This window comes from Kitasatospora sp. NPDC005748 (assembly GCF_040630735.1).
GTDB lineage: Bacteria > Actinomycetota > Actinomycetes > Streptomycetales > Streptomycetaceae > Kitasatospora.
This window is the reverse complement of the sequence record NZ_JBEXYD010000042.1, coordinates 22,537-42,232: the sequence shown is the minus strand read 5'-3', so window position 1 is coordinate 42,232 and position 19,696 is coordinate 22,537. Positions and strand designations below refer to the sequence as shown.

Annotated in this window: 18 protein-coding genes; 9 read left to right on the top strand and 9 right to left on the bottom strand. The window is 75.0% G+C overall.

Translation table 11 applies throughout. From position 1 onward, the window contains the following. The first annotated feature begins 60 nt into the window (after window positions 1-60). Window positions 61-549, top strand: a complete 489-nt coding sequence (locus ABZ495_RS25970) for a hypothetical protein (RefSeq protein ID WP_359838335.1) — start codon at window positions 61-63, stop codon at window positions 547-549. 119 nt (window positions 550-668) lie between these two features. Here ABZ495_RS25970 and ABZ495_RS25965 read toward each other — a convergent pair whose 3' ends face one another. From ABZ495_RS25965 to ABZ495_RS25950, 4 genes are all read right to left on the bottom strand, one after another. Continuing rightward, window positions 669-1,391 (bottom strand): DUF4232 domain-containing protein, encoded by a 723-nt coding sequence (locus ABZ495_RS25965; RefSeq protein ID WP_359838333.1) that lies wholly within the window; start codon window positions 1,389-1,391, stop codon window positions 669-671. Window positions 1,392-1,542: 151 nt separating this feature from the next. Then, a complete protein-coding gene (locus ABZ495_RS25960) occupies window positions 1,543-2,328 on the bottom strand; it encodes an ABC transporter permease (protein ID WP_359838331.1) in 786 nt (261 codons plus the stop codon). Continuing rightward, window positions 2,325-3,287, bottom strand: a complete 963-nt coding sequence (locus tag ABZ495_RS25955; protein WP_359838329.1) for an ATP-binding cassette domain-containing protein — start codon at window positions 3,285-3,287, stop codon at window positions 2,325-2,327. The genes ABZ495_RS25960 and ABZ495_RS25955 overlap by 4 nt, the downstream gene beginning before the upstream one ends. Before the next feature lie 103 nt (window positions 3,288-3,390). Continuing rightward, window positions 3,391-4,062, bottom strand: coding sequence for a DUF4097 family beta strand repeat-containing protein (locus ABZ495_RS25950; RefSeq protein ID WP_359838327.1), 672 nt, complete (start codon window positions 4,060-4,062; stop codon window positions 3,391-3,393). A gap of 244 nt (window positions 4,063-4,306) precedes the next feature. Between ABZ495_RS25950 and ABZ495_RS25945 the strand changes: the two genes are divergently transcribed. Then, window positions 4,307-5,056, top strand: a complete 750-nt coding sequence (locus tag ABZ495_RS25945) for a helix-turn-helix domain-containing protein (RefSeq protein ID WP_359810694.1) — start codon at window positions 4,307-4,309, stop codon at window positions 5,054-5,056. Window positions 5,057-5,084: 28 nt separating this feature from the next. Here the strand turns inward: ABZ495_RS25945 and ABZ495_RS25940 are convergent, their stop codons facing one another. From ABZ495_RS25940 to ABZ495_RS25930, 3 genes are all read right to left on the bottom strand, one after another. Next, entirely contained in the window at window positions 5,085-8,408 is a 3,324-nt protein-coding gene (locus ABZ495_RS25940) for an error-prone DNA polymerase (protein ID WP_359838325.1), read from the bottom strand. Between the two features lie 177 nt (window positions 8,409-8,585). After that, window positions 8,586-10,439: a DNA polymerase Y family protein gene (locus tag ABZ495_RS25935; protein WP_359838323.1), complete on the bottom strand. Its 1,854-nt coding sequence runs from the start codon at window positions 10,437-10,439 to the stop codon at window positions 8,586-8,588. A gap of 79 nt (window positions 10,440-10,518) precedes the next feature. After that, window positions 10,519-11,274: a hypothetical protein gene (locus ABZ495_RS25930; RefSeq protein ID WP_359810686.1), complete on the bottom strand. Its 756-nt coding sequence runs from the start codon at window positions 11,272-11,274 to the stop codon at window positions 10,519-10,521. A 266-nt stretch (window positions 11,275-11,540) separates the two neighbouring features. Here ABZ495_RS25930 and ABZ495_RS25925 point away from each other — a divergent pair, with 266 nt between their 5' ends. The 4 genes from ABZ495_RS25925 (at window position 11,541) to ABZ495_RS25910 (ending at window position 14,605) form a co-directional block, all read left to right on the top strand. Next, window positions 11,541-12,014, top strand: coding sequence for a carboxymuconolactone decarboxylase family protein (locus tag ABZ495_RS25925; RefSeq protein WP_352296581.1), 474 nt, complete (start codon window positions 11,541-11,543; stop codon window positions 12,012-12,014). A gap of 243 nt (window positions 12,015-12,257) precedes the next feature. Beyond that, on the top strand, window positions 12,258-12,728 hold the full coding sequence (locus ABZ495_RS25920) for an SRPBCC family protein (RefSeq protein WP_359810683.1): 471 nt from the start codon (window positions 12,258-12,260) through the stop codon (window positions 12,726-12,728). A gap of 38 nt (window positions 12,729-12,766) precedes the next feature. After that, the gene (locus ABZ495_RS25915) at window positions 12,767-13,354 is read left to right on the top strand and encodes a DinB family protein (RefSeq protein WP_359810680.1); all 588 of its coding nucleotides are present in this window, start codon (window positions 12,767-12,769) and stop codon (window positions 13,352-13,354) included. Window positions 13,355-13,666: 312 nt separating this feature from the next. After that, a complete protein-coding gene (locus tag ABZ495_RS25910) occupies window positions 13,667-14,605 on the top strand; it encodes an oxygenase MpaB family protein (protein ID WP_359838321.1) in 939 nt (312 codons plus the stop codon). Between the two features lie 42 nt (window positions 14,606-14,647). Here the strand turns inward: ABZ495_RS25910 and ABZ495_RS25905 are convergent, their stop codons facing one another. Continuing rightward, the gene (locus ABZ495_RS25905) at window positions 14,648-15,100 is read right to left on the bottom strand and encodes an SgcJ/EcaC family oxidoreductase (protein ID WP_359838320.1); all 453 of its coding nucleotides are present in this window, start codon (window positions 15,098-15,100) and stop codon (window positions 14,648-14,650) included. Window positions 15,101-15,208: 108 nt separating this feature from the next. Then, window positions 15,209-16,291: a DMT family transporter gene (locus ABZ495_RS25900; protein ID WP_359838361.1), complete on the bottom strand. Its 1,083-nt coding sequence runs from the start codon at window positions 16,289-16,291 to the stop codon at window positions 15,209-15,211. A gap of 150 nt (window positions 16,292-16,441) precedes the next feature. Here ABZ495_RS25900 and ABZ495_RS25895 point away from each other — a divergent pair, with 150 nt between their 5' ends. From ABZ495_RS25895 to ABZ495_RS25885, 3 genes are all read left to right on the top strand, one after another. After that, window positions 16,442-17,341 carry a LysR substrate-binding domain-containing protein gene (locus tag ABZ495_RS25895; protein WP_359838318.1) on the top strand — a complete coding sequence of 300 codons (900 nt, stop codon included), beginning with the start codon at window positions 16,442-16,444 and terminating at the stop codon, window positions 17,339-17,341. A 319-nt stretch (window positions 17,342-17,660) separates the two neighbouring features. Continuing rightward, complete coding sequence (locus tag ABZ495_RS25890) at window positions 17,661-18,710, top strand: 2-oxoglutarate and iron-dependent oxygenase domain-containing protein (RefSeq protein ID WP_359838316.1); 1,050 nt, start codon at window positions 17,661-17,663, stop codon at window positions 18,708-18,710. Window positions 18,711-18,941: 231 nt separating this feature from the next. After that, entirely contained in the window at window positions 18,942-19,694 is a 753-nt protein-coding gene (locus tag ABZ495_RS25885; RefSeq protein WP_329487053.1) for a MerR family transcriptional regulator, read from the top strand. Window positions 19,695-19,696: the final 2 nt, after the last annotated feature.

Sequence of the window (19,696 nt, the reverse complement as noted above, 5' to 3'; positions counted from 1 at the left end):
CGGCCAAACCACTCCTTCCGGCGATATACGGAGTTCGTCGACGAATGGTGGAATTCCCCCATGATTCGCGCTGACGCCCTGCGTACCGTTCTGGCCGGAGCCGCCTTCGCCGGTCTGCTCGCGATCGGTGGGCCGGCCGGCTCCGCCCAGGCGGCCTTCGCCCGGCCCACCGACGTGCCCGGCTCCTCCCGGGCGGAGGCCCGGGCCGGGACGGCCGCCGCCCACCGGGTGGTCACCTTCGTGGAGGAGTACGGCAAGGCGGTGCTCCACCAGAGCGGTGAGACGCCGCGCGCCGTCCGTGAGCGCTTCCTCGCCCCGCACCTGAACGTCCGGCTGGACGCCTGGGCCTCCGAGCACGGGGCCGACCCGGTGTTCCGCGCCCAGAACGTACCGTCGGAGTGGTCCGTGCAGCAGGTCGGGGAGGAGCACGGCTTCGCCTCGGTCCGCTTCACCGAGTACTGGGGCGGCGGCAGCGGCCAGGAGGTCTGGTACACCGTGCGCCTGGGCGATCTGCGGATCGTCGAGCTGAACGACGCCCCCGCCTTCTGAGCCCGCCGCTCCCCCTCCAGCCCCGGCGCGGCGCAGGCGCCCCCACGACTGCGCCGCGCCGGTACCCCGACCACCGGCGCCCCGACCACCGGCGCCCCGACGCGCCGAGCCGGGTTCGGCTACCGGGCGGGCGGGGCTCCCGGGCGGTCGTTCCCCGGCCGGGCGGCCGCGGTGGCCTCGGCCCAGGCGGAGATGCCCAGCCGGCCGGTGGTGCCGAGATCGAGGTAGGCCGGGACGACGACCGGGGGGCGGCCGGGCAGCGGGGCGATCTCCAGGAAGCGCCCGTTGTCGGCCCCCTTCGTCCCCGAGGTGACGGTGTTGCGCCAGACCAGTTGGAACGCCGCGTACTCGCCGGGCCGGAGCGTCACCGCCGTCGGCGCCGCGTCGAAGCCCTCCAGGGTCGCGATGCCGGCCGAACCCTTCTGCACGGCGATGTCGAGCGGCGCACGGTCGGCGTCGAGGACGCGGACCCCAGGTCGACCGTTCAGCGTGTAGGGGGCGGCTCCGCAGTTGGTCAGGCGGATCGCCATCACCCGCAGGCCCATGGCGGCGTTCGCCTCCTCCGCGGCCAGCGAGACGCCCTCCGGGGAACAGGTCGGCGCCGGCACCGGCGTCGGTGTGGGGAGGGCCGCCGAGCTGGGAGTGTCCGGGGCGGTGGCCTTCGCGGAGGTCCTGCCGCCGGTCGCGCCCACGGGCCCCGGGGCTCCCCCGCCCGCGCCCGACACCTGCGTGCTGCCGCACCCCACCAGCAGGGCCGCCCCCACGAGCAGCAGCGCCGCCCGGGCCGGCGGCGCGGTTCGACGGATTCCGTTCGGCGGCGTCGGGTTCATGCGGACGATCATGACACGAACCGTCGTCCGGACGGCCCGGGGAAGGCGCTCCGCACGACCGCGGGCGGGAACGCCGGCAGGGCGGCGCAGGCCGACACCCGGTGTCGGTACGCCGCCCTGGGACGGGGCGAGGTGCGGGAGGCGACCCGCACCCTCGTCCCGGTTACTTCGGGTCACGGTTGAACGTCGAGGTCGACCAGAAGTAGCCGAGCGCGGTGAGCGCCAGGCACCAGGCGACGGCGAGCCAGCCGTTGTAGCCGATCCCGCTGCCGAGCAGCAGGCCGCGCAGGGTCTCGATGGCCGGCGTGAACGGCTGGTACTGGGCGATCGGCTGGAACCAGCCCGGCATCGCGTCGACGGGGGTGAAGGCACTGGAGATGAGCGGCAGCAGGATCAGCGGCATCGCGCTGTTGCCGGCCGCCTCGGCGTTCGGGCTGGCCATGCCCATCCCGACCGCGATCCAGGTGAGCGCCAGGGCGAAGAGGACGAGCAGCCCGAAGGCGGCCAGCCACTCCAGGGCGGTGGCGTCCGTGGAGCGGAAGCCGATGGCCACGGCGACCGCGCCGACCAGGACCACGCTGGCGACCGACTGCAGCACGCCGCCCACGACGTGCCCGACGAGCACCGACCCGCGATGGATCGCCATGGTGCGGAAGCGGGCGATGATGCCCTCGGACATGTCGGTGGAGACGGACACCGCGGCCCCGATGACGGTGCTGCCGATGGTCATCAGCAGGATGCCGGGGACGAGGTAGGCGATGTAGGCGGAGCGGTCGCCGCCGCCGATGCCGGCGCTCATCGTGTTGCCGAAGATGTAGACGAAGAGCAGCAGCAGCATGACCGGGGTGAGCAGCAGGTTCAGGGTGAGTGACGGGTAGCGCCGGGCGTGCAGGAGATTGCGGCGCAGCATGGTGGCCGAGTCACGGGCGGCGAGGGTGAAGGTGCTCATCGGACGGTCTCCTTGGACTGGTTGTTCTGGGCGGGCACGCTGGAGCCGGTCAGGGCGAAGAACACGTCGTCGAGGTCGGGGGTGTGGACGGTGAGTTCGTCGGCCTCGATGCCGGTGGCGTCCAGCCGGTCGAGGACGGCGCGCAGGTCGCGCTGGCTGCCGTCGCTGGGGATCCGCAGGGCCAGGGCCTCGTCGTCGCGGGTGACGTCGTGCAGGGCGAGGGCGGCGGACCGGTAGGCCGCCGGGTCGGCGAAGCGCAGCCGCACGTGGCCGCCGGGGATGAGTCGCTTCAGCTCGTCGGCGGTGCCTTCGGCGGCGATCCGGCCGTCGTTCAGGACCGCGATGCGGTCGGCGAGTTGGTCGGCCTCCTCCAGGTACTGGGTGGTGAGGAGGACGGTCACGCCGCCGGTGACGAGTTCGCGGATGATCTGCCACATGGTGTGGCGCGAGCGCGGGTCGAGGCCGGTGGTCGGCTCGTCGAGGAAGATGACCCGCGGGCCGCCGACCAGCGTCATGGCGATGTCCAGCCGGCGCTTCATGCCGCCGGAGTAGGTGGAGGCGGGCTTCCCGGCCGCCTCCACCAGGTCGAAGCGTTCCAGGAGTTCGGCGGCGACCCGGCGGCCCTCGCGCTTGGACAGGTGGTGCAGGTCGGCCATCAGGAGCATGTTCTCCTCGCCGGTGATCAGGCCGTCGACGGCGGAGAACTGCCCGGTGACACCGATCGCGGCGCGCACCGCCTGCGGCGCGGTGGCGATGTCGTGGCCCGCCACCCGGGCCTGCCCGCCGTCGGCCCCGATCAGGGTCGAGAGGATCTTGACGACGGTGGTCTTGCCGGCCCCGTTCGGGCCGAGCAGGGAGAACACCGTTCCTTCGGGGACGGCGAGGTCGATCCCGGCGAGGACGCTCTTGTCGCCGTAGGACTTGCGCAGCCCGTTCGCCGCGATGGCCAGGTCGGTCATGAGAGGTGCTCCTTCAGAGGCTGCGAACAGTGGTGCGGGGGCTGTGAGCGGTTCGGGGCTGCGGGCGGTTCGGGGCTGCGGGCGGTTCGGGGCTGCGGGCGGTTCAGAGGCTGCGGGCGGTGATGTCGCCGTGGGAGGTGGTGGCGCGAATGGTGAGTGCGGCGTCGGTGCCGGTGGTGTTCTGGAGGGTGTTGTGGATCCGGCCGTGGGCGGTGCCGGCGTCGAGGGTCGCGCAGACGCCGCGGGCGGCGCCGATCTCGATGGCGCCGGCGTCGGTGCGCAGGTCGAGGGTGCCGCCGGTGGCCTCGGTGATCCGCAGGTCGCCCTTGCGGGTGCTGAGCTGTGCGGAGCCGTTGAGCCGGCCGACGGTGATGTCGCCCGCGAGGAGGGTGAGGTGGGCGTTCGCGGTCTCGTCGAGCTTGACCGAGCCCTGGGCGCCGTCGAGGGTGACGTCGCCCAGGCGTCCGACGCCCCGCAGGTCGGCGGCGGCCGTCTTCGCCTGGATCCGGGAGCCGGCGGGGAGCTGGACGGTGACCTCGACGGCGCCGGACTGGCCGAGGAGGCGGTTGGGGGCCGGGGCGGCCGTGATCCGCAGGACGCCGTCGGTGTACTCGGCCGTGATCCGCTCGGCGGCCTTCACGTCGGCGCCCTTGGCGGCGTTCGCGGGGAGGACCTCGACGGTGGTGTCGCCGCGGTCGGCGGCGATCAGCCGGACGCTGCCGGCGGGGATGTCGAGGACGGCGGCGATCGGGGTGGTGGTGGCGAACTTCTGCATCGTTCTTCTCCTTCTGCGGCGGCGGGCACTCGGTCGGCCCGTCGTTTCCGATGTGGGAAAAGCTACGTTGCATTCACGGTGCTGGCAACACACTCGTTGCGTCAGAATCCCGTCTTTGCAGGTAGTTGCGGTGATTTCATTGCAATGGTTTCGCGCCTAATGCAACGAGCCGCTATCCATTCGTTGCAATGGATTGAGAGTGAACGCTATGCTCGGCGCACTACCCACCCCGAAGGAGACCGCGATGCCCGGAGGCAGGCTCACCCAGCAGGAACGCCAGCAGATCGCGCTCGGGCTGGCCGACGGCCTCCCCTACGCCGAGATCGCCAGGCGGCTCGACCGCCCGACCTCGACGATCACGCGCGAGGTGATGCGCAACGGCGGCCCCACCGGCTACCGCGCCGACCTGGCCCAGCGCGCCACCGGGCACCGCGCCCGCCGCCGGCAGGCGGCGCCCCGGGACCCCGCCGCCGTCCCGCAGGAGCACGGCCGCGACGCCGACGCGGTGCGCGCGTACGAGGAGGTGTTCACCACCGCGATGCTGCAGTCGGGCATGCCCCAGATGATGGCCCGGGTGATGGCCTGCCTCTGCCTCACCGACTCGGGCAGCCTCACCGCGTCCGAACTCGTCCAGCGCCTCCAGGTCAGCCCGGCCTCCGTCTCCAAGGCGATCACGTTCCTCGACGCCCAGGGCTTCGTCCGCCGGGAGCGCGACGAGCGCCGCCGCGAGCGCTACCTCGTCGACAACGACATCTGGTACCAGTCGATGATCGCCAGCGCCCGCTCCACCGCCCAGATCGCCGAGACCGCACGCCAGGGCGTCGGCGTGCTCGACGCCGGCACGCCGGCCGGCGCCCGCCTCGAAAACATCGCCCGCTTCCTCGACTTCGTCTCCGAGAGCATCGCCCGGTCCGCCGAGCAGGCCCGCGAGATCCTGCACCCGCAGCCCGCGGCGGCTCCGGACGGCGCCACCGGGCCGGTGTCGGACGGCTGACCGGCCAGCCGCCACCGGCGCCCCCGGGTCAGGCGCCCAGGCGCAGCGGGGTGAGCCGGGTGGCGACCAGGTTGGTGGCCCCGCGGTCCCGTTCGACGTGACCGTGCACCAGCAGGCCGGCCCGGTCCAGGGCGGTGCGGCGCTGGGACTCCCAGACCGGGCGGCTGCAGATCACGTTGATCAGGCCGGTCTCGTCCTCCAGGCTGAGGAACAGCACACCGCCCGCGGTCGGCGGCCGCTGACGGTGCGTCACCAGTCCGCCGACCACCACCGCCGAGCCGGGTTCCACCCCCGGCAGCTGGGCGGCGGTCAGTGCGCCGCCGCGCTCCAGGTGCGCGCGCAGGTGCTGGACGGGGTGGCTGGTGGCGGAGGCCCCGGTGGCCCAGAGGTCGGCGATGGTCTCCTCCACCGGGGTCATCTCGGGCAGCGGCGGGGCCTCGGTGCCGGGCGTGGTACCGGGGATCAGCGCCGTCGACACTCCGGCGAACGCCCCGGCGGCCCAGAGCGCCTGACGCCGGCCCAGCCCGAAGCAGCCGAACGCACCCGCCGCGGCGAGGGCCTCCAGGACCGGCGCGGGCAGGCCCGTGCGCCGCGCGAAGTCCTCCAGGTCGGCGTACGGCTGCCCGGCCGCGATCGCCTCGGCCTGCGGGGTGCCGACCCCGCGCACGGTGTCCAGCCCGAGCCGGATGGCCGCCTGCGGTTTGCCGGCGGTGAGCGGCGGCTCCGGGGTCGGCCCCCGGTACGGCTCCAGGGTCGGCCGGGCCCCGCTGGCGTTGACGTCCACCCCGCGCACCCGTACGCCGTGCCGCCGGGCGTCCGAGATCAGGCTGAGCGGCGCGTAGAAGCCCATCGGCTGGTTGGCCAGCAGCGCACAGGTGAAGGCGGCCGGGTAGTGGTACTTGAGCCAGGCGCTCGCGTACACCAGGTGGGCGAAGCTGATCGCGTGGCTCTCCGGGAAGCCGTAGTTGGAGAAGGCCTCGATCTTGACGTAGACGTCCTCGGCGGTCTCCGGCGGGATGCCGCGTTCGGCCATGCCGCCCAGCAGCCGCTCGCGCAGCCGGGCGACCCGCTCGTGCGAGCGCTTGGAGCCCATCGCCTGGCGCAGCCGGTCCGCCTCGGCGGGGGTGAACCCGGCGCAGTCGATGGCCAGTTGCATCATCTGTTCCTGGAACAGCGGCACCCCGAGGGTCTTGCCGAGCGCGTTCTCCATCAACGGGTGCGGGCAGCCGGCCGGTTCGACCCCGGCCCGGCGGCGCAGGTACGGATGGACCGAGCCGCCCTGGATCGGGCCCGGGCGGATCAGCGCCACCTCGACCACCAGGTCGTAGAAGTGGTCCGGCTTGAGCCGCGGCAGGGTCGCCATCTGGGCGCGCGACTCGACCTGGAAGACACCGACCGTGTCGGCCCGGCGCAGCATCGCGTACACGCCCGCGTCGTCGACCGGGATGGTCGCCAGGTCGTAGTGCGCGCCGTGGTGTTCGGCGATCAGGTCGCAGGTGTCGTGCAGGGCGGAGAGCATGCCGAGGCCCAGCAGGTCGATCTTGACCAGTCCGGCACCGGCCGTGGAGTCCTTGTCCCACTGCAGCACCGACCGCCCCGGCATCCGGGCCCACTCGGTCGGGCAGATCTCGGCGATCGGCTCCCTGGTGAGCACCATGCCGCCCGAGTGGATGCCCAGGTGGCGCGGCAGGCCGTGCAGTTGACCGGCCAGGGCGAGCACGTCGGCGGGGATGACGGCGTCCGGGCCGGGCGCGGAGCGGAAGTCGCTCTGCCGGCTGAAGGCGTCCACCTGCCCCTGCGGGTAGCCGAGCACCCGGGCCGCGTCGCGCAGCGCCAGCCGGGGCCGGTAGGTGATCACGTTGGCGACCTGGGCGGCGTGCTCGCGCCCGTAGCGGCGGTAGACGTACTGGATGACCTCCTCGCGGCGGCGGTGCTCGATGTCCAGGTCGATGTCGGGCGGGCCGTCCCGGGCGACGGAGAGAAAGCGTTCGAACAGCAGCCGGTAGTGGATCGGGTCGACGGCGGTGATGCCGAGCGCGTAGCAGACCGCCGAGTTGGCCGCCGAACCCCGGCCCTGGCACCAGATGGACTCCCGGCGGCAGAAGTCGACGATGTCGTGGACGATCAGGAAGTACCCGGCCAGCTCCAGGTCCTCGATGACGTCCAGTTCCTTGCCGAGCTGCCGGCGGGCGGCCGCGTTCCCGGGCCCGAAGCGGGCCGGGCCGCCGGCGGCGACCAGCGCGCGCAGATGGCTGATCTCGGTGTGGCCGGGCGGGACGGGGAAGCCGGGCAGCTCCGGGTCGAGCCGGGTGAAGTCGAACGCGCAGGCCCGGGCCAGGTCGACGGTGGCCTGCCGCACCCCCGGGAAGCGGGCCAGCCGGGCCGCCATCTCGCGGCCCGAGCGCAGGTGCGCGGTGCCGGCCGCCTGCGTCCAGCCCGCCGCGTCCTGGAGCGTCCGGCGCTCGTGCAGGGCGGCCAGGCTCTGGGCCAGCCGGCCCTGGGCCGGGCCCGCGTGGTGCGCGTTGGTGGAGGCGACGACGGGGAGGCCGAGCCGGGCCGCCAGCGCGGCGAGGGCGTCGTTGCGCAGGTCGTCGCCGGGCAGCCACTGGTCGATCAGCTCGACGTGGACGTTCTCGCGGCCGAACGCCTCGGTGAGGGTGCGCAGCCGGCGCTCGGCCCCGTCGACGCCCCGGGAGATGTCCGCGCGGGCCCCGCCCCCGGCGGCTCCGGCGGCCAGGGCGGACTCGGCGGCTCCGGCGCCGGGAGCGGATGCGGCGGCTCCGGCGGCCAGGGCGGCCGGGACCCGGCCGAGGCGGCAGCCGGTGAGCACCGCCCAGTGGCCGTCGTGCGCGTCGGCGAGCGCGGCGAAGTCGTACGCCGGACGGCCCTTGGCCCCGCCCGCCAGCTGGGCGGCGCCGATCGCCGCGGAGAGCCGGCGGTAGCCGGCCGGGTCGCGGGCCAGGACGAGCAGGTGCTCCACCTCCTGGTCGCGGCGCAGCGTCAACTCGGCGCCGAACACCGTGCCGACGCCCGCCTCGCGGGCCGCCTCGGCGAAGCGGACCGCGCCGTAGAGGCCGTCGTGGTCGGTGAGCGCGAGCACCTCGACGCCCAGCCGGGCGGCCTCCGCGACCAGCTCCTCGGGGTCGCTGGCACCGTCGAGGAAGCTGAAGGCCGAGTGGACGTGCAGTTCCGCCCAGGCCGGATCGCCGGTCGGCCCGGCCGGCCCGGGGCCGCGGTCCTCGGCCCGGCGGCGGATCGGCACCACCTGGCCGGCGGCCGGGCCCGGCCGGCCGCCGGCCAGGCGTCGGTGCAGCTCGCTCCAGGGGAGCGCGGGGTGGCTGGTGAATCCCATCGGGGGTTGTCGCCTTCGGTCTCTCGCTCGTGTCCTGCCCCCCTGCCGTGCTCCCCGCCGGCCTCTCCTCGCCGATCTCTCCCTGCCGTGCTCCTCCCCGCCGATCTCTTCCTGCCGTGCTCCGTCCCCGCCGCACCGTCCCGGCGCTCCGCCGCCGTACTCCGCCGCCGTGCTCCGTCAGTCGTAACCGGCCTCCAGGAACCACTCGCCGTTCTCCACCGTGAGCAGCAGCGCCCGCCCGTCCGCCACCGTGACCTGGAAGCGTGCCCGGCGGCGGGCGCGCGCCTGGTCCCACCAGTACTCGACCGCCGGCCAGGGCCCGGTCCAGCCGTCGACCACCAGGTCCCGACCGCGCACCGCGATCCGGGCCGGCCGGGCCGACACCCCCGCCCGGCCGTCCACGTTCACCGGCCGCCCGGCCGTGTCCAGCACCGCGACCGGCACCGGGGCGCGGTGCACCACGGCCGGCCAGACGTCCCGCAGCCGCCCCGGCCAGGGCGCGTCGGCCGGCGCCGCCGGGTCGTACGGCTCGCCCCACGGCACCCGGACCACCTGCTCGCCCGGTCCCCGCCCGCCGGCCGGTTCGATCCGGCGCAGCCCGGCGTGCCCGAGCACCGCCTGGACCCGGGCCACCGCCCGCTCCACCCGGTCGTCCGCGACCGCCTGCCCCCAGAGCGCCAGCTGCCGGCCCTGGTCGGGCGAGAGGTCGTCGGGTACGAGCCGCAGGGCGGTGAACCCCGCGTCGTGCGACGGCCCGCCGTCCGGCACGGCGAAGGTCCCAGCGCCCTGCCAGGCCTGGAGCTGCCAGCGGACACGCTCGGCGAGCGCCGCCGCCGACAGCCGGCCCTCGTGCCGCCAGAGCCGCGAGACGGTCCGCCCGTCCGCGCAGGCCACCTCGACGGCGACCCGCTGGCAGGTCAGACCCGCCCCGGCGAGCCGCTGGTGCAACTGCTCGGCCAGGGTGCGGGCGACGAACACCAGCGGTTCGGCGAGCGCCTCCGGCGGGTCGAAGCACTGCTCGACGGAGAGGTCCGGCCCCTCCGTCCGCGGTACCAGCGGGCGCGGCTGCAGCCCCCGGGCCAGCCGGTGGGCGGCCGTGCCCGCCGGGCCGAAGCGGTCCGCGACCGCCTCGGCGGGCAGCGCGGCGAACGCCCCGACGGTGGGCAGGCCGAGCCGGTCCAGCAGCTCCGCCAGCCCCTCGTCGCCGAGCGCGGCCACCGGATAGGGGGCGAGGAACTCCGCCGTCCGGCCGGCCGGCACCAGCACCCCCGCCCGGGCTGCCAGCACGGCGGCGAACAGGCCGTCGGCGACCCCGATCCGGGCCGGCGGCACCGCGTCCGCCTCCCCGGGGCGCGCCTCGGTGTCCGGCCCGGAATCCGGGCCGGCGGGCGGCTCGGGCGGCCGGGCGAACCCGCCCGGTGCGCCGTCCCGGGCCGCGGGCGCCGCGGCGAACAGGCCGTCCACCGCCCCGGCGCGGCGCCGCGCCGCCGCACGCTCGGCCTCCGCCGGGCGCGTCCACCCGGGGGCGTCGGCGGCCCCGGGCTCCGGCGGGTGCGCCCGCCCGGCGGGCCCGGCGTGCTCGGCGTCCGCGGGATGGGCCTGCCCGGCCCGAACCTCCGGGGCCTCCTCGCCCCGGTCCGCCGCGCCGGCCAGGGCGGCCGCCACCGCCCGCTGCACCTTCGCCGTCAGCGCCTCCTCGCCGCCGAAGTACCGGCTCGGGCCCTTCATCGGGATCGCGCAGAGACCCGGGCGAAGCACCTCCACCCGGGGCGTGAACGCCTCGACCGCCGCGACCACCGGTTCGAACCGCCGGGTCTCCGCCTCCGGGTCCCGCTCCCGCAGCTCCAGCGCGGGGCAGAGCCGCTGGGCCAGCTTGAGCCGCTGCCCCTGCCGCACACCGGCCGACCGCGCCGCCTCCGAGCAGGCCAGGACCCGCCCGCCGGCGACCACCGCCACCGGGACGTCGCCGCCGCCGTCCGCGCTCCCTTCGACGGCCACCACCGGCCAGTCCGGGCACCAGACCACCAGCACCCGTGGCGTCCCGGGGGTCCCGGCTGCCGCAGGTGTTCCGGACGCTCCGGGCGTTCCGGACGCTCCGCCGCCGGTCATCTCACACCACCGCCATTCGGTCGAGGCCCGCCCCGACCCCCGACGTCACGTCCTCCCCCGCCTCGGCGGCCTCGGCCACCGCCCGCACCTCGCCGTGCTCGTCCGGCAGCCAGAGCCGGGCGGTGCGCCCGCGCACCGCCGAGCCACGCCCCTCCACCGCCACCTCCACCTGCCGCCCGGTGAGCTGGCCGTGCCCGTCACCCAGCCCGAACCAGCGGCCGGAGCGCACCTCCAGCCGCAGCCCCGCCCCCGGCCACGGCCCGGCCACCAGCAGCACGCAGCCACTGCGCCGCAGCACGGCCGCCAGCCGGGCGGCCGGCTTGGGTGCCACCGGCCCGTCCGGACGCAGCATGATCAGCTCGACCGCCCCGGCCAGCACCGACACCACCTCGGCCCAGTGCGGCCCGGGGTCGTCCGCCACCAGCAGTCGCCGCAGGTCCAGCCCGTACCCGGCGGCCGCGGCGAGCCCGAGATCGGGCAGCCCGACCGCGGCCGCCCAGCCGCCGTCCGACCCGCGTGCCCCGGCGGCCAGCGCGAGCAGCAGCCCGGTGTCCCCGGCCCCCACCGACACCGTCGTCCCCCGCCGGAGCCCGCCCTCCGGCAGCACCGCCCCCAGCGCGGGCAGCACCGGCAGCAGCCCGCGCCGACCGTCGACCGCCTCGGTGCCGGTAGCGGCACCGAGGGCAGCCGCGGACACCACCGGGCGGAGCGGCTGCCGCTCGGCGGTGGATTCGAAAACAGATTCGAAAACGGGCACACCCCCAGGATCGAACATTCGTTCGCAAAGATTCAAGTCTGCTTGGTCCACCCCGACGGTCACTCTCCGTGTTGCCCGCCGCTCGGGGCCCCCGGACCGCCCCGGGGGGCGATCGCCCAGGTCGGCACGGGCGCCCCGTCGCGACGCGGGCGCCGCCCTCCCGGCACGGCGGCGTCCGGGCACCTCACGGAACGGCCGTGTCACAACTCGCCGGGCTACCTCGTCGAAGGAGTGCAAGCCGCCGGACACCGACTTTGGAGCGCGTCATGGAAGCACGCCTGAACCCCTTCACCAACCCGGTCCTGGGCAAGGTCTTCAAGCACATCATCGCCGCGGGCAAGGTGCTCGAAGGCTCGACCCTGCCGGCCGCGACACAGGAGCTGGTGAAGCTCCGCGCCAGCCAGATCAACGGCTGCGGCTTCTGCACCGACATGCACTTCAAGGACGCCGTGCACGCCGGAGAGTCCCCGGAGCGCCTCAACCTGGTCGCGGCCTGGCGCGAGGCCACGGTGTTCACCGAGGCCGAGCGCGCCGCCCTGGAACTCGCCGAGGAGGCCACCCGCATCGCCGATGCGGCCGGTGGCGTCTCCGACCGGGTCTGGACGAACGCCGCCCAGCACTACGACGAGGACCAGCTCGGCGCCCTGGTCGGAGTGATCACCGTCATCAACGCCTTCAACCGCGGGAACGTCATGCTCCAGATGCCCGCCGGCGACTACCGGCCCGGCCAGTTCGCCTGAGCGGGAGCACTGCCCGGAGCGGCCGGATCCGGCCCGGACCGGGGTCGCCGACGAGGCGGACACCCGCGCACCCGACGGGCGCGAGGTGTCCGCCTCGCCGCCTTCGCGAGCCCGGCTCCGCGACCGACGTCTTCGCCAACCGGGCGTGACAGCAGTCACACTGATGGAGCGTCACATCCTGCCGGTGCACGTCGTCTCCCTGGCACACGAGGAAGCGACCCGCTCGACCGAGGAGGACGCACCATGGAGACCATGACCGTCGAACGCGTCATCGACGCCCCCATCGACGACGTGTTCCGCTGGCTCACCACGACCACCAACTACACGGCCTCGCCGCTGGTGCTGCGCTGCCGCCTCGCCCGGCGCGGCAGCGGGGCGCCCTACGGCGTCGGCGCCGTCCGCAACCACCTGTGGCTCATCGGCTGGTTCAGCGAGCGCGTCACCCACTACGACCCCCCGTACGCCACCGAGTACGTCGTCGACCGCAGCCTGCCGCCGTCCCGTCACGAACTCGGCCGGATGACCTTCACGGAGGTCGACGGCGGCACCCACGTCCGGTGGACCACCCGCGCCGAGGTCGGCGTCCCGCTGCTCGGCGGCCCGCTCACCCGGCTGTTCGCCCGGCCGGTCATCACCCGCACGTTCCGGAACATCCTCGACGCCGCCGCCACCGCACTGACCACGCCTCCCGACCGGACCCCGCCGCGGCACTGACCGCCCGTCGGTCGGAGGCGGGGTGGCAGACTGGTCCCATGATCGGACCGGACTTCAAGAAGGACCTTCAGATCTATCTGCAGGACGCCCGGGACGCCCTGCTCTGGAAGCTCGACGGGCTGTCGGAGTACGACATCCGCCGCCCGATGACGCCGACCGGCACCAACCTGCTGGGGCTGGTCAAGCACGCGACCGGCGCCGAGGCCCTCTACTTCGGAGCCACCTTCGGGCGGCCGTTCGCCGGAACGCCCCTGTGGATCACGGGCGACGCCGAGCCGAACGCCGACCTCTGGGCGACCCCCGAGGAGACCCGGGAGCAGATCGTCGACCGGTACCGCGCGGCATGGGTCCACGCGGACGCGACGATCGGGTCACTCCCGCTGGACGCCGTCGGCCGGGTGCCCTTCGGCAACCGGAGCGAACTGACGCTCCACCGGGTCCTCGTCCACATGATCGCGGAGATCCAACGCCACGCCGGCCACGCGGACATCGTCCGGGAACAGCTCGACGGGACCACCGGCCTGCGCGACGGAGACGAGAACATGGCCCCCGGCGACCGCCCCCAGTGGGAGGAGCACCACACCCGGGTCGAACAAGCAGCCCGCACGGCCGCCCAGCCCACCTGACACCCCCACCCCCCGAGCGGACCTCAGCCCGCACCGTCCGTGCCGTGGTCTCGCTCGGCATGGAGCTGTGGTGCTCCACGGGCCGTTCGGTGCCGACTCTCGCCCACCACCAGTACGCGAGGCCGGCCACGGCGACGAGGCCGACCGGAATCAGGACCACCAGAAGCCATTCGAGCATGCCGTCCCCCTCCCCCGGCGGCCGACCCGGCGTGCCGCCCCCGGGAAGCGTGGGCCCACGCGCGCCACGGAGTGGCCGGCGGCGCGGCGGGGCCGCGTTGACCTGTCCCTGACCGGGACCCTAGGGTCTGGCCTGTGCAGCGATACGACTGGCTGAAGACGATTCAGCGGATGGACCCGGAGACCGAGTTCACCGAGATCTACCGGATCAGCAGCTGGTACGAGTTCCCGTGGGACACCACCCAGTCGCTCAGCTTCGCGCTCTACCGCACCTACGCCGTCCCGAGCATCGGCCGACTGCTCGCGCGGACCGGCGAGTTCACCCGCCGCGCGCAGAAGCGCTACGACGACACCGTGCTGATCCTGGAAGCCGTGGTCGAGCACGGCTTCGCCTCGGCGCAGGGCCGGGAGGCGATCCGGCGGATGAACCGGATGCACCACCGGTACGACATCTCCAACGAGGACTTCCTGTACGTGCTCGCCACCTTCGTCGTGGTGCCCAAGCGCTGGCTGGACGACTACGGCTGGCGCCCGTACTCCGCGCACGAGGTGCGGGCCACCACCAACTACTACCGCGAACTGGGCCGCCACATGGGCCTGAGCGACATCCCGGAGACGTACGACGCGTTCGAGCGGCTGCTGGACGGCTACGAGCGCGCCCACTTCGGCCACGACCGGGGCGGCCGGGAGGTCTCCGACGCCACCCTCGGCCTGATGGCCTCCTGGTACCCGGCCCCGCTGCGGCCCTCGATGCGGGTGTCCTCGATCTGCCTGCTCGACGATCCGCTGCGCGAGGCCTTCGGGTACTCCCGGCCCCCGGCCGCGCTCCGGTACGCCGTCCGCTCCGGCATGCGGCTGCGCGGGCGGCTCGTCCGCCTCCTGCCGCCGCGCCGCTCCCCGCGCCTGGCCCGCGACGGCCGGCAGGTGCGCAGTTACCCGGGCGGGTACCGGATCGCCGAGCTCGGCACCTTCGGGGACGGCGCCTTCGGGGACGGCGCCACTCCCCGGGGCGGCTGCCCCTTCCCGCCCGCCGCGACCGGGCCGGCCGGGGGCACGGACCCGGCCGGGGGCTGACCGCCCGCCGCACCCGCTCCGCTCCGCTCCGGACCGGCGCCCTCACTCGGGGACGACGAGGGTGTTCTGGCAGGCCGTCAGGAGCCAGCGCCCGTCCTCCTTGGCCATCACGTACAGCGGGCTGCCCTCCTCGCCGACCTGTTCGCCGGCGAGGGTGAGGTAGCGCTGGCGGACCTTGACCGCGGCCACGTCGGGGCGGACGAAGAGGACGTGCACCACCTCGTACTCGGCGGTGTTCCCGGAGCCGAGGAAGGCGCCCGGGAGCACCGTGCGAGTGAACGCGGCGATCTCGTCCCGCCCGGTGAGGCGCTTGCCGTGGCCGGTGGTCCAGATCGCGTCCTCGCGGAAGAGACTGACGAACTCCTCCACGAGTTCGTTGACCTGGGCGTACTGGAGGGCGGCGACGACCCGCCCGACGGCCTCGGTCTCAACGGCGGTGTCGGCCTCGGCGCCGATCCGGGCATCGGCCTCGACGGCCGTGGTGTTCGTGTTCATGATGACCATGATTGACCTTCAAGCCGACTTGAGGTCAAGCCTTTTCGGCCGCCGGCTCCACCCCGGCCCCGACCTGCCCGGCGCTCGCGCCGTGGGCGGTGACGGCGGTCAGGGGCAGTGCGACGTGGCCGATGCCGGTGCCGAGCCGGGTGAGCGCGGTGGCGGTGAACAGGGTGCGGAAGCCGGGTGTCCGCCAGAGTGATCCGGCGCTCCCGGTCCGTTCGTCCGGTCGGCGGGCAGGGCGGGCACGGGGGGTGGAGCGGGCAGAGCGGGCCCGGGGGTCGCCCGGGCGGCCGGGGCGGCCGTGACCGCCCGTTCCCGGGTCGGCCGCGGACGGGTCAGGAGGACCCCGGCCAGCACCACGGCCATTCCCGTGACACCCCTCGGGCTCAACGGCTCGTCGAGCACGAGCGCGCCGAGCCCGGTGGAGACGACGGGCAGCAGGTAGCCGACGGTGGCGGCCGCGGTGGCGCCCTCGGTGGCGATGAGCCGGTAGTTGAGGTGGAAGGTGAGCCCGGTGGAGAGCACCCCGAGCACGGTCACCGCCGCGAGCGCCCGGACGTTGAACCCGTCGGTGGCACCGGCGGCGGCCGGCAGCGCCAGCGAGCCGAGCCCGGCCGCCACGGTGAGCTGGGCGGCGGAGAGGGCGAGCGGGGCGGTACCGGTGCCGGTGAGCACGCGGCCCATGTAGGTGAACGCCACCGCGTAGCTCGCGGCCGCGCCCAGCAGGGCGAGCACGCCCCAGCCGGGGGCGCCGCCGTGCTGGTGCGCCGGCCCCGCGTCGCCCTGCCACGGCGAGAAGATCACCAGCACCCCCGCAAAGCCGAGCAGCAGACCGCCGAGGCGCCTCGGGTGCCACCCGCGTTCCGTCCCGAGCGCCAGGCCGATCAGCAGCGACCAGAGCGGGGTCGTCGCGTTGAGCACGCCGGCGGGCCCCGAGCCGACGGTCCGCATGCCCAGGGCGGCCAGGAAGAAGGGCAGCACGTTGCAGAACAGGGCGGCCACGGCGAGCCGGAGCCAGACCGCGGCGCCGCGCGGCAGCCGCTGCCGGGCGGAGCGGGCGAGGAGCAGCAGCACCGCGGCCCCGAGGGCGGAGCGCAGCACGGTGATCTGCAGCGGGGTCAGCCCGTTCCGGAGCGCGAGTTCGGTCCACAGGAAGCCCGATCCCCAGAGCAGGGCGAGCACGGCCATCCGCAGCACGGGACACCTGCCTTTCGTCGGTCGGCCTCCCGACCGGGAGGCCGGGAGCACCGGAAGCGCCGGAAGCACCGGAAGGAACGCTGCCCGCCCGGACCCGACAGGACAAGTGAAAAGTTCTTCAGCACGTTTAAGCTGGACTACATGCTCGATGTGCGACGTCTGCAGGTGCTGCGCGCCGTGGTCACCGGCGGCTCGGTGAGCGCGGCCGCCACCGCGCTCGGCTACACGCCGTCCGCCGTCAGCCAGCAGGTGGCGGCGCTGGAGAAGCAGACCGGGACGGCGCTGCTCGAACGCGCCGGGCGCGGCGTGCGGCCGACCGCCGCCGGACGGCTGCTCGCCGAGCACGCCGCCGTCATCGAACGGCAGGTGGCCGAGGCCGGCACGGCGCTCGCCGATCTGCTGGCCGGGCGCAGCGGCTCCCTGACGGTCCGCTACTTCGCGACGGCGGGAGCCGCCCTGGTGGCGCCCGCCGTCGCGGCCTTCCGGCGCGAGCACCCGGGGGTGCGGCTCGACCTGGGGATGACCGACCCCGAGGACCCGCTGGAGGACGTCCTGCGGGGGCGGGCGGATGTGGCGGTGGTGGTCCGGCCGCACGGGGGCGAGCACCCCGGGCTGCGCCTCATCCCCCTGCTCGACGACCCGTACCGCGCCGTCCTGCCGAGGGGCCACCGGCTCGGTGCGAGGCGCGTCCTCGACCTGGCCGACCTGGCTGGTGAGCCCTGGGTCGGCAGCGAGCGGACCGGTCCCTGCCTCGACACCGTCCTGGACGCCTGCGCCGAGGCCGGGTTCCGCCCCGGCTTCGCGGTGGACAGCGAGGACTACCCGACCGCCCAGGGCTTCGTCGCGGCCGGGCTCGGGGTGGCCCTGGTCCCGCTCCTGGGCCTCGCCCGGCGCCACCCCGGTGTGACCGTCCGCAGGCTCCGCGCCCCGGAGCCGGTCCGCGCCGTGCACGCCGCCGTCCGCACCACCGCCTGGGGGCAGCCCGCCCTCGCCCAGCTGCTCGCCTCCCTCCAGGAGGCGGCCCGGGCGGCACGGGTCTGACCGGTGGCACGAGCGCCGGGACGACCTTGTCAGGGCCACGCCATCAACTCGGTGCAGGGGTCTCCCCCGGCGGTGCGACCGTCATTTAGGCTGGTGAGGTGCTCATACTCGTTCGCCGTCGCCACGTGGACCTGCTCCGCGTGACGAGCATGTCCTGTCGACGCTCCAGCTGAACCTCGCGCCTCCCACCCTCATGCGCGGCCCCAGGCGGCCGCGTCCCCCCTCCTGACCCCCGGAGCACCCGCCGCACCAGGCGCGGCCCCGGCATCCCCGGTCGATCACCGGGACAGGCCAGGACGAGACCCAGCGGATGTCACCCATGACGCAGCAGCACTCCTCCAGCACCCCCTCCGCCGCCCCCGCGGACGCCCTCCCGGTGATCGACCTCTCGCTCGCCGACGGCGGCGCCGACGACCGGCTCCGCCTGCACGACGACCTGCGGAAGGCGGCCACCGGCGTCGGCTTCTTCCAGCTCGTCGGCCACGGCGTCACCCCGGCCGAGACGGCCGCCCTGATCGACGCGATGCGGGCGTTCTTCGCCCTGCCGGAGGCCGACCGGCTCGCCGTGAGCAACCTCAACTCCCCGCACTTCCGCGGTTACACCCGCACCGGGCACGAGCTCACCGGCGGCAGCCAGGACTGGCGGGACCAGCTGGACATCGGGGCCGAGCTGCCCCCGCACGTCCCGGAGCGGGGCGAGCCCCCCTACTGGTGGCTGGAGGGCCCGAACCAGTGGCCCACCGCGCTCCCCGCGCTGCGGACCGCCGCGCTCGGCTGGATCGACCGCCTCGGCGCGGTCGCCCAGCGGCTGCTGCACGAACTCCTCGCCTCGATCGGCGCCGCTCCCGACTTCTACGACTACGCCTTCGCCGGCCACCCGCACCTGCGGCTGAAGCTGGTCCGCTACCCCGGCACCGCGCCCGACGGCGCCGGCCAGGGCGTCGGCGCGCACAAGGACTACGGCTTCATCACCCTCCTGCTCCAGGACACCGTCGGCGGCCTCCAGGTCGAGCGCGCGGACGGCAGCTTCCTGGAGGTGCCGCCGATGGAGGGCGCCTTCGTGGTCAACCTGGGCGAGCTGCTGGAGGTCGCCACCGACGGCTACCTCAAGGCCACCAACCACCGCGTGGTCAGCCCGGCCGGCGCCCGCGAGCGCTTCTCCATCCCGTTCTTCTACAACCCGCGCCTCGACGCCCACATCGAGCCGCTCGACTTCCCCCTCGCGCACCACGCCCCGGGCGCCACCCAGGACCCGGGCAACCCGCTCTTCGCCGAGTTCGGCCTCAACGAGTGGAAGGGCTACACCCGCGCCCACCCCGAGGTCACCCGCCGCCACCACCCCGACCTCGCCGACGCCGGCTCGCGCTGACCCCCGGCGGGTTCGGCCGCAACGAGGGGTAGGGCTGCACCCGCGCCCACCACCCCAGGTCTCGCCGACCACTCGGCGGCACCGGCGGACACCGCCCCCGGGCCCCGCTCCCGCGCCGACGGCGCCGGGCGGGGCCCGGGGCGTGCCGGGCCACCGCCGGTGGACCGGGTCGCCCGGCACTGTCACACTGCTGCTGTCACAGCGGTGGTGCAACAGAGGCGGAGGTGGCGGATGGGGGCGCGGGAGGGTGTCGAGATCCGGCTGACGGTGGACGAGCTGGCGGCGCGGGCGGGAGTGACCGTGCGCACGGTGCGGTTCTACGGGACGAAGGGGCTGCTGCCGCCGCCGGAGCTGGGGCCGCGCCGGGTCGGCTGGTACGGGGCGGAGCACCTGGACCGGCTCGGGCTGATCGAGGAGCTGCAGCGGCAGGGCCTGACGCTGGCGGCGATCGAGCGCTACCTGGCCTGGCTGCCGCAGGACAGCACGCCGCTGGACCTGGCCATCCACCGGGCGCTGGTGGCGTCCTGGACGCCGGAGACGGCGGAGGAGCTGAGCCGCGGGCAGCTGGAGCGGCGGGCCGGGCGGGCACTCTCGCCCGCGCAGCTGGAACGGCTGGCGGCGATGGGCGCGCTGGAGCGAACGCCCGACCCGGAGGTGTTCCGGGTGGACCCGGGGCTGCTGCCGCTCGGGGTGCGGATCCTGGACGTGCCGATCCCGTTGGAGACCCTGCTGGCCGCGCGCGCGGTGGTGCTGGAGCACAGCCGGGCGACGGCGCACGAGTTGCAGCGGCTGTTCCGCGAGACGGTCTGGAAGCCGTACCGGGAGAGCGAGCCCGCGCCGGCCGAGCTGGAGCGGATGAAGGAACTCACCGACCACATCCAGCCGATGGTGGCGCAGGCCCTGGTGACCGCGTTCCAGCGGTCGCTGCGGGAGGAGCTGGGCGAGGCGGCGCGCTCCGTGGAGGACGCCGCCCCGCCCGGCTGACC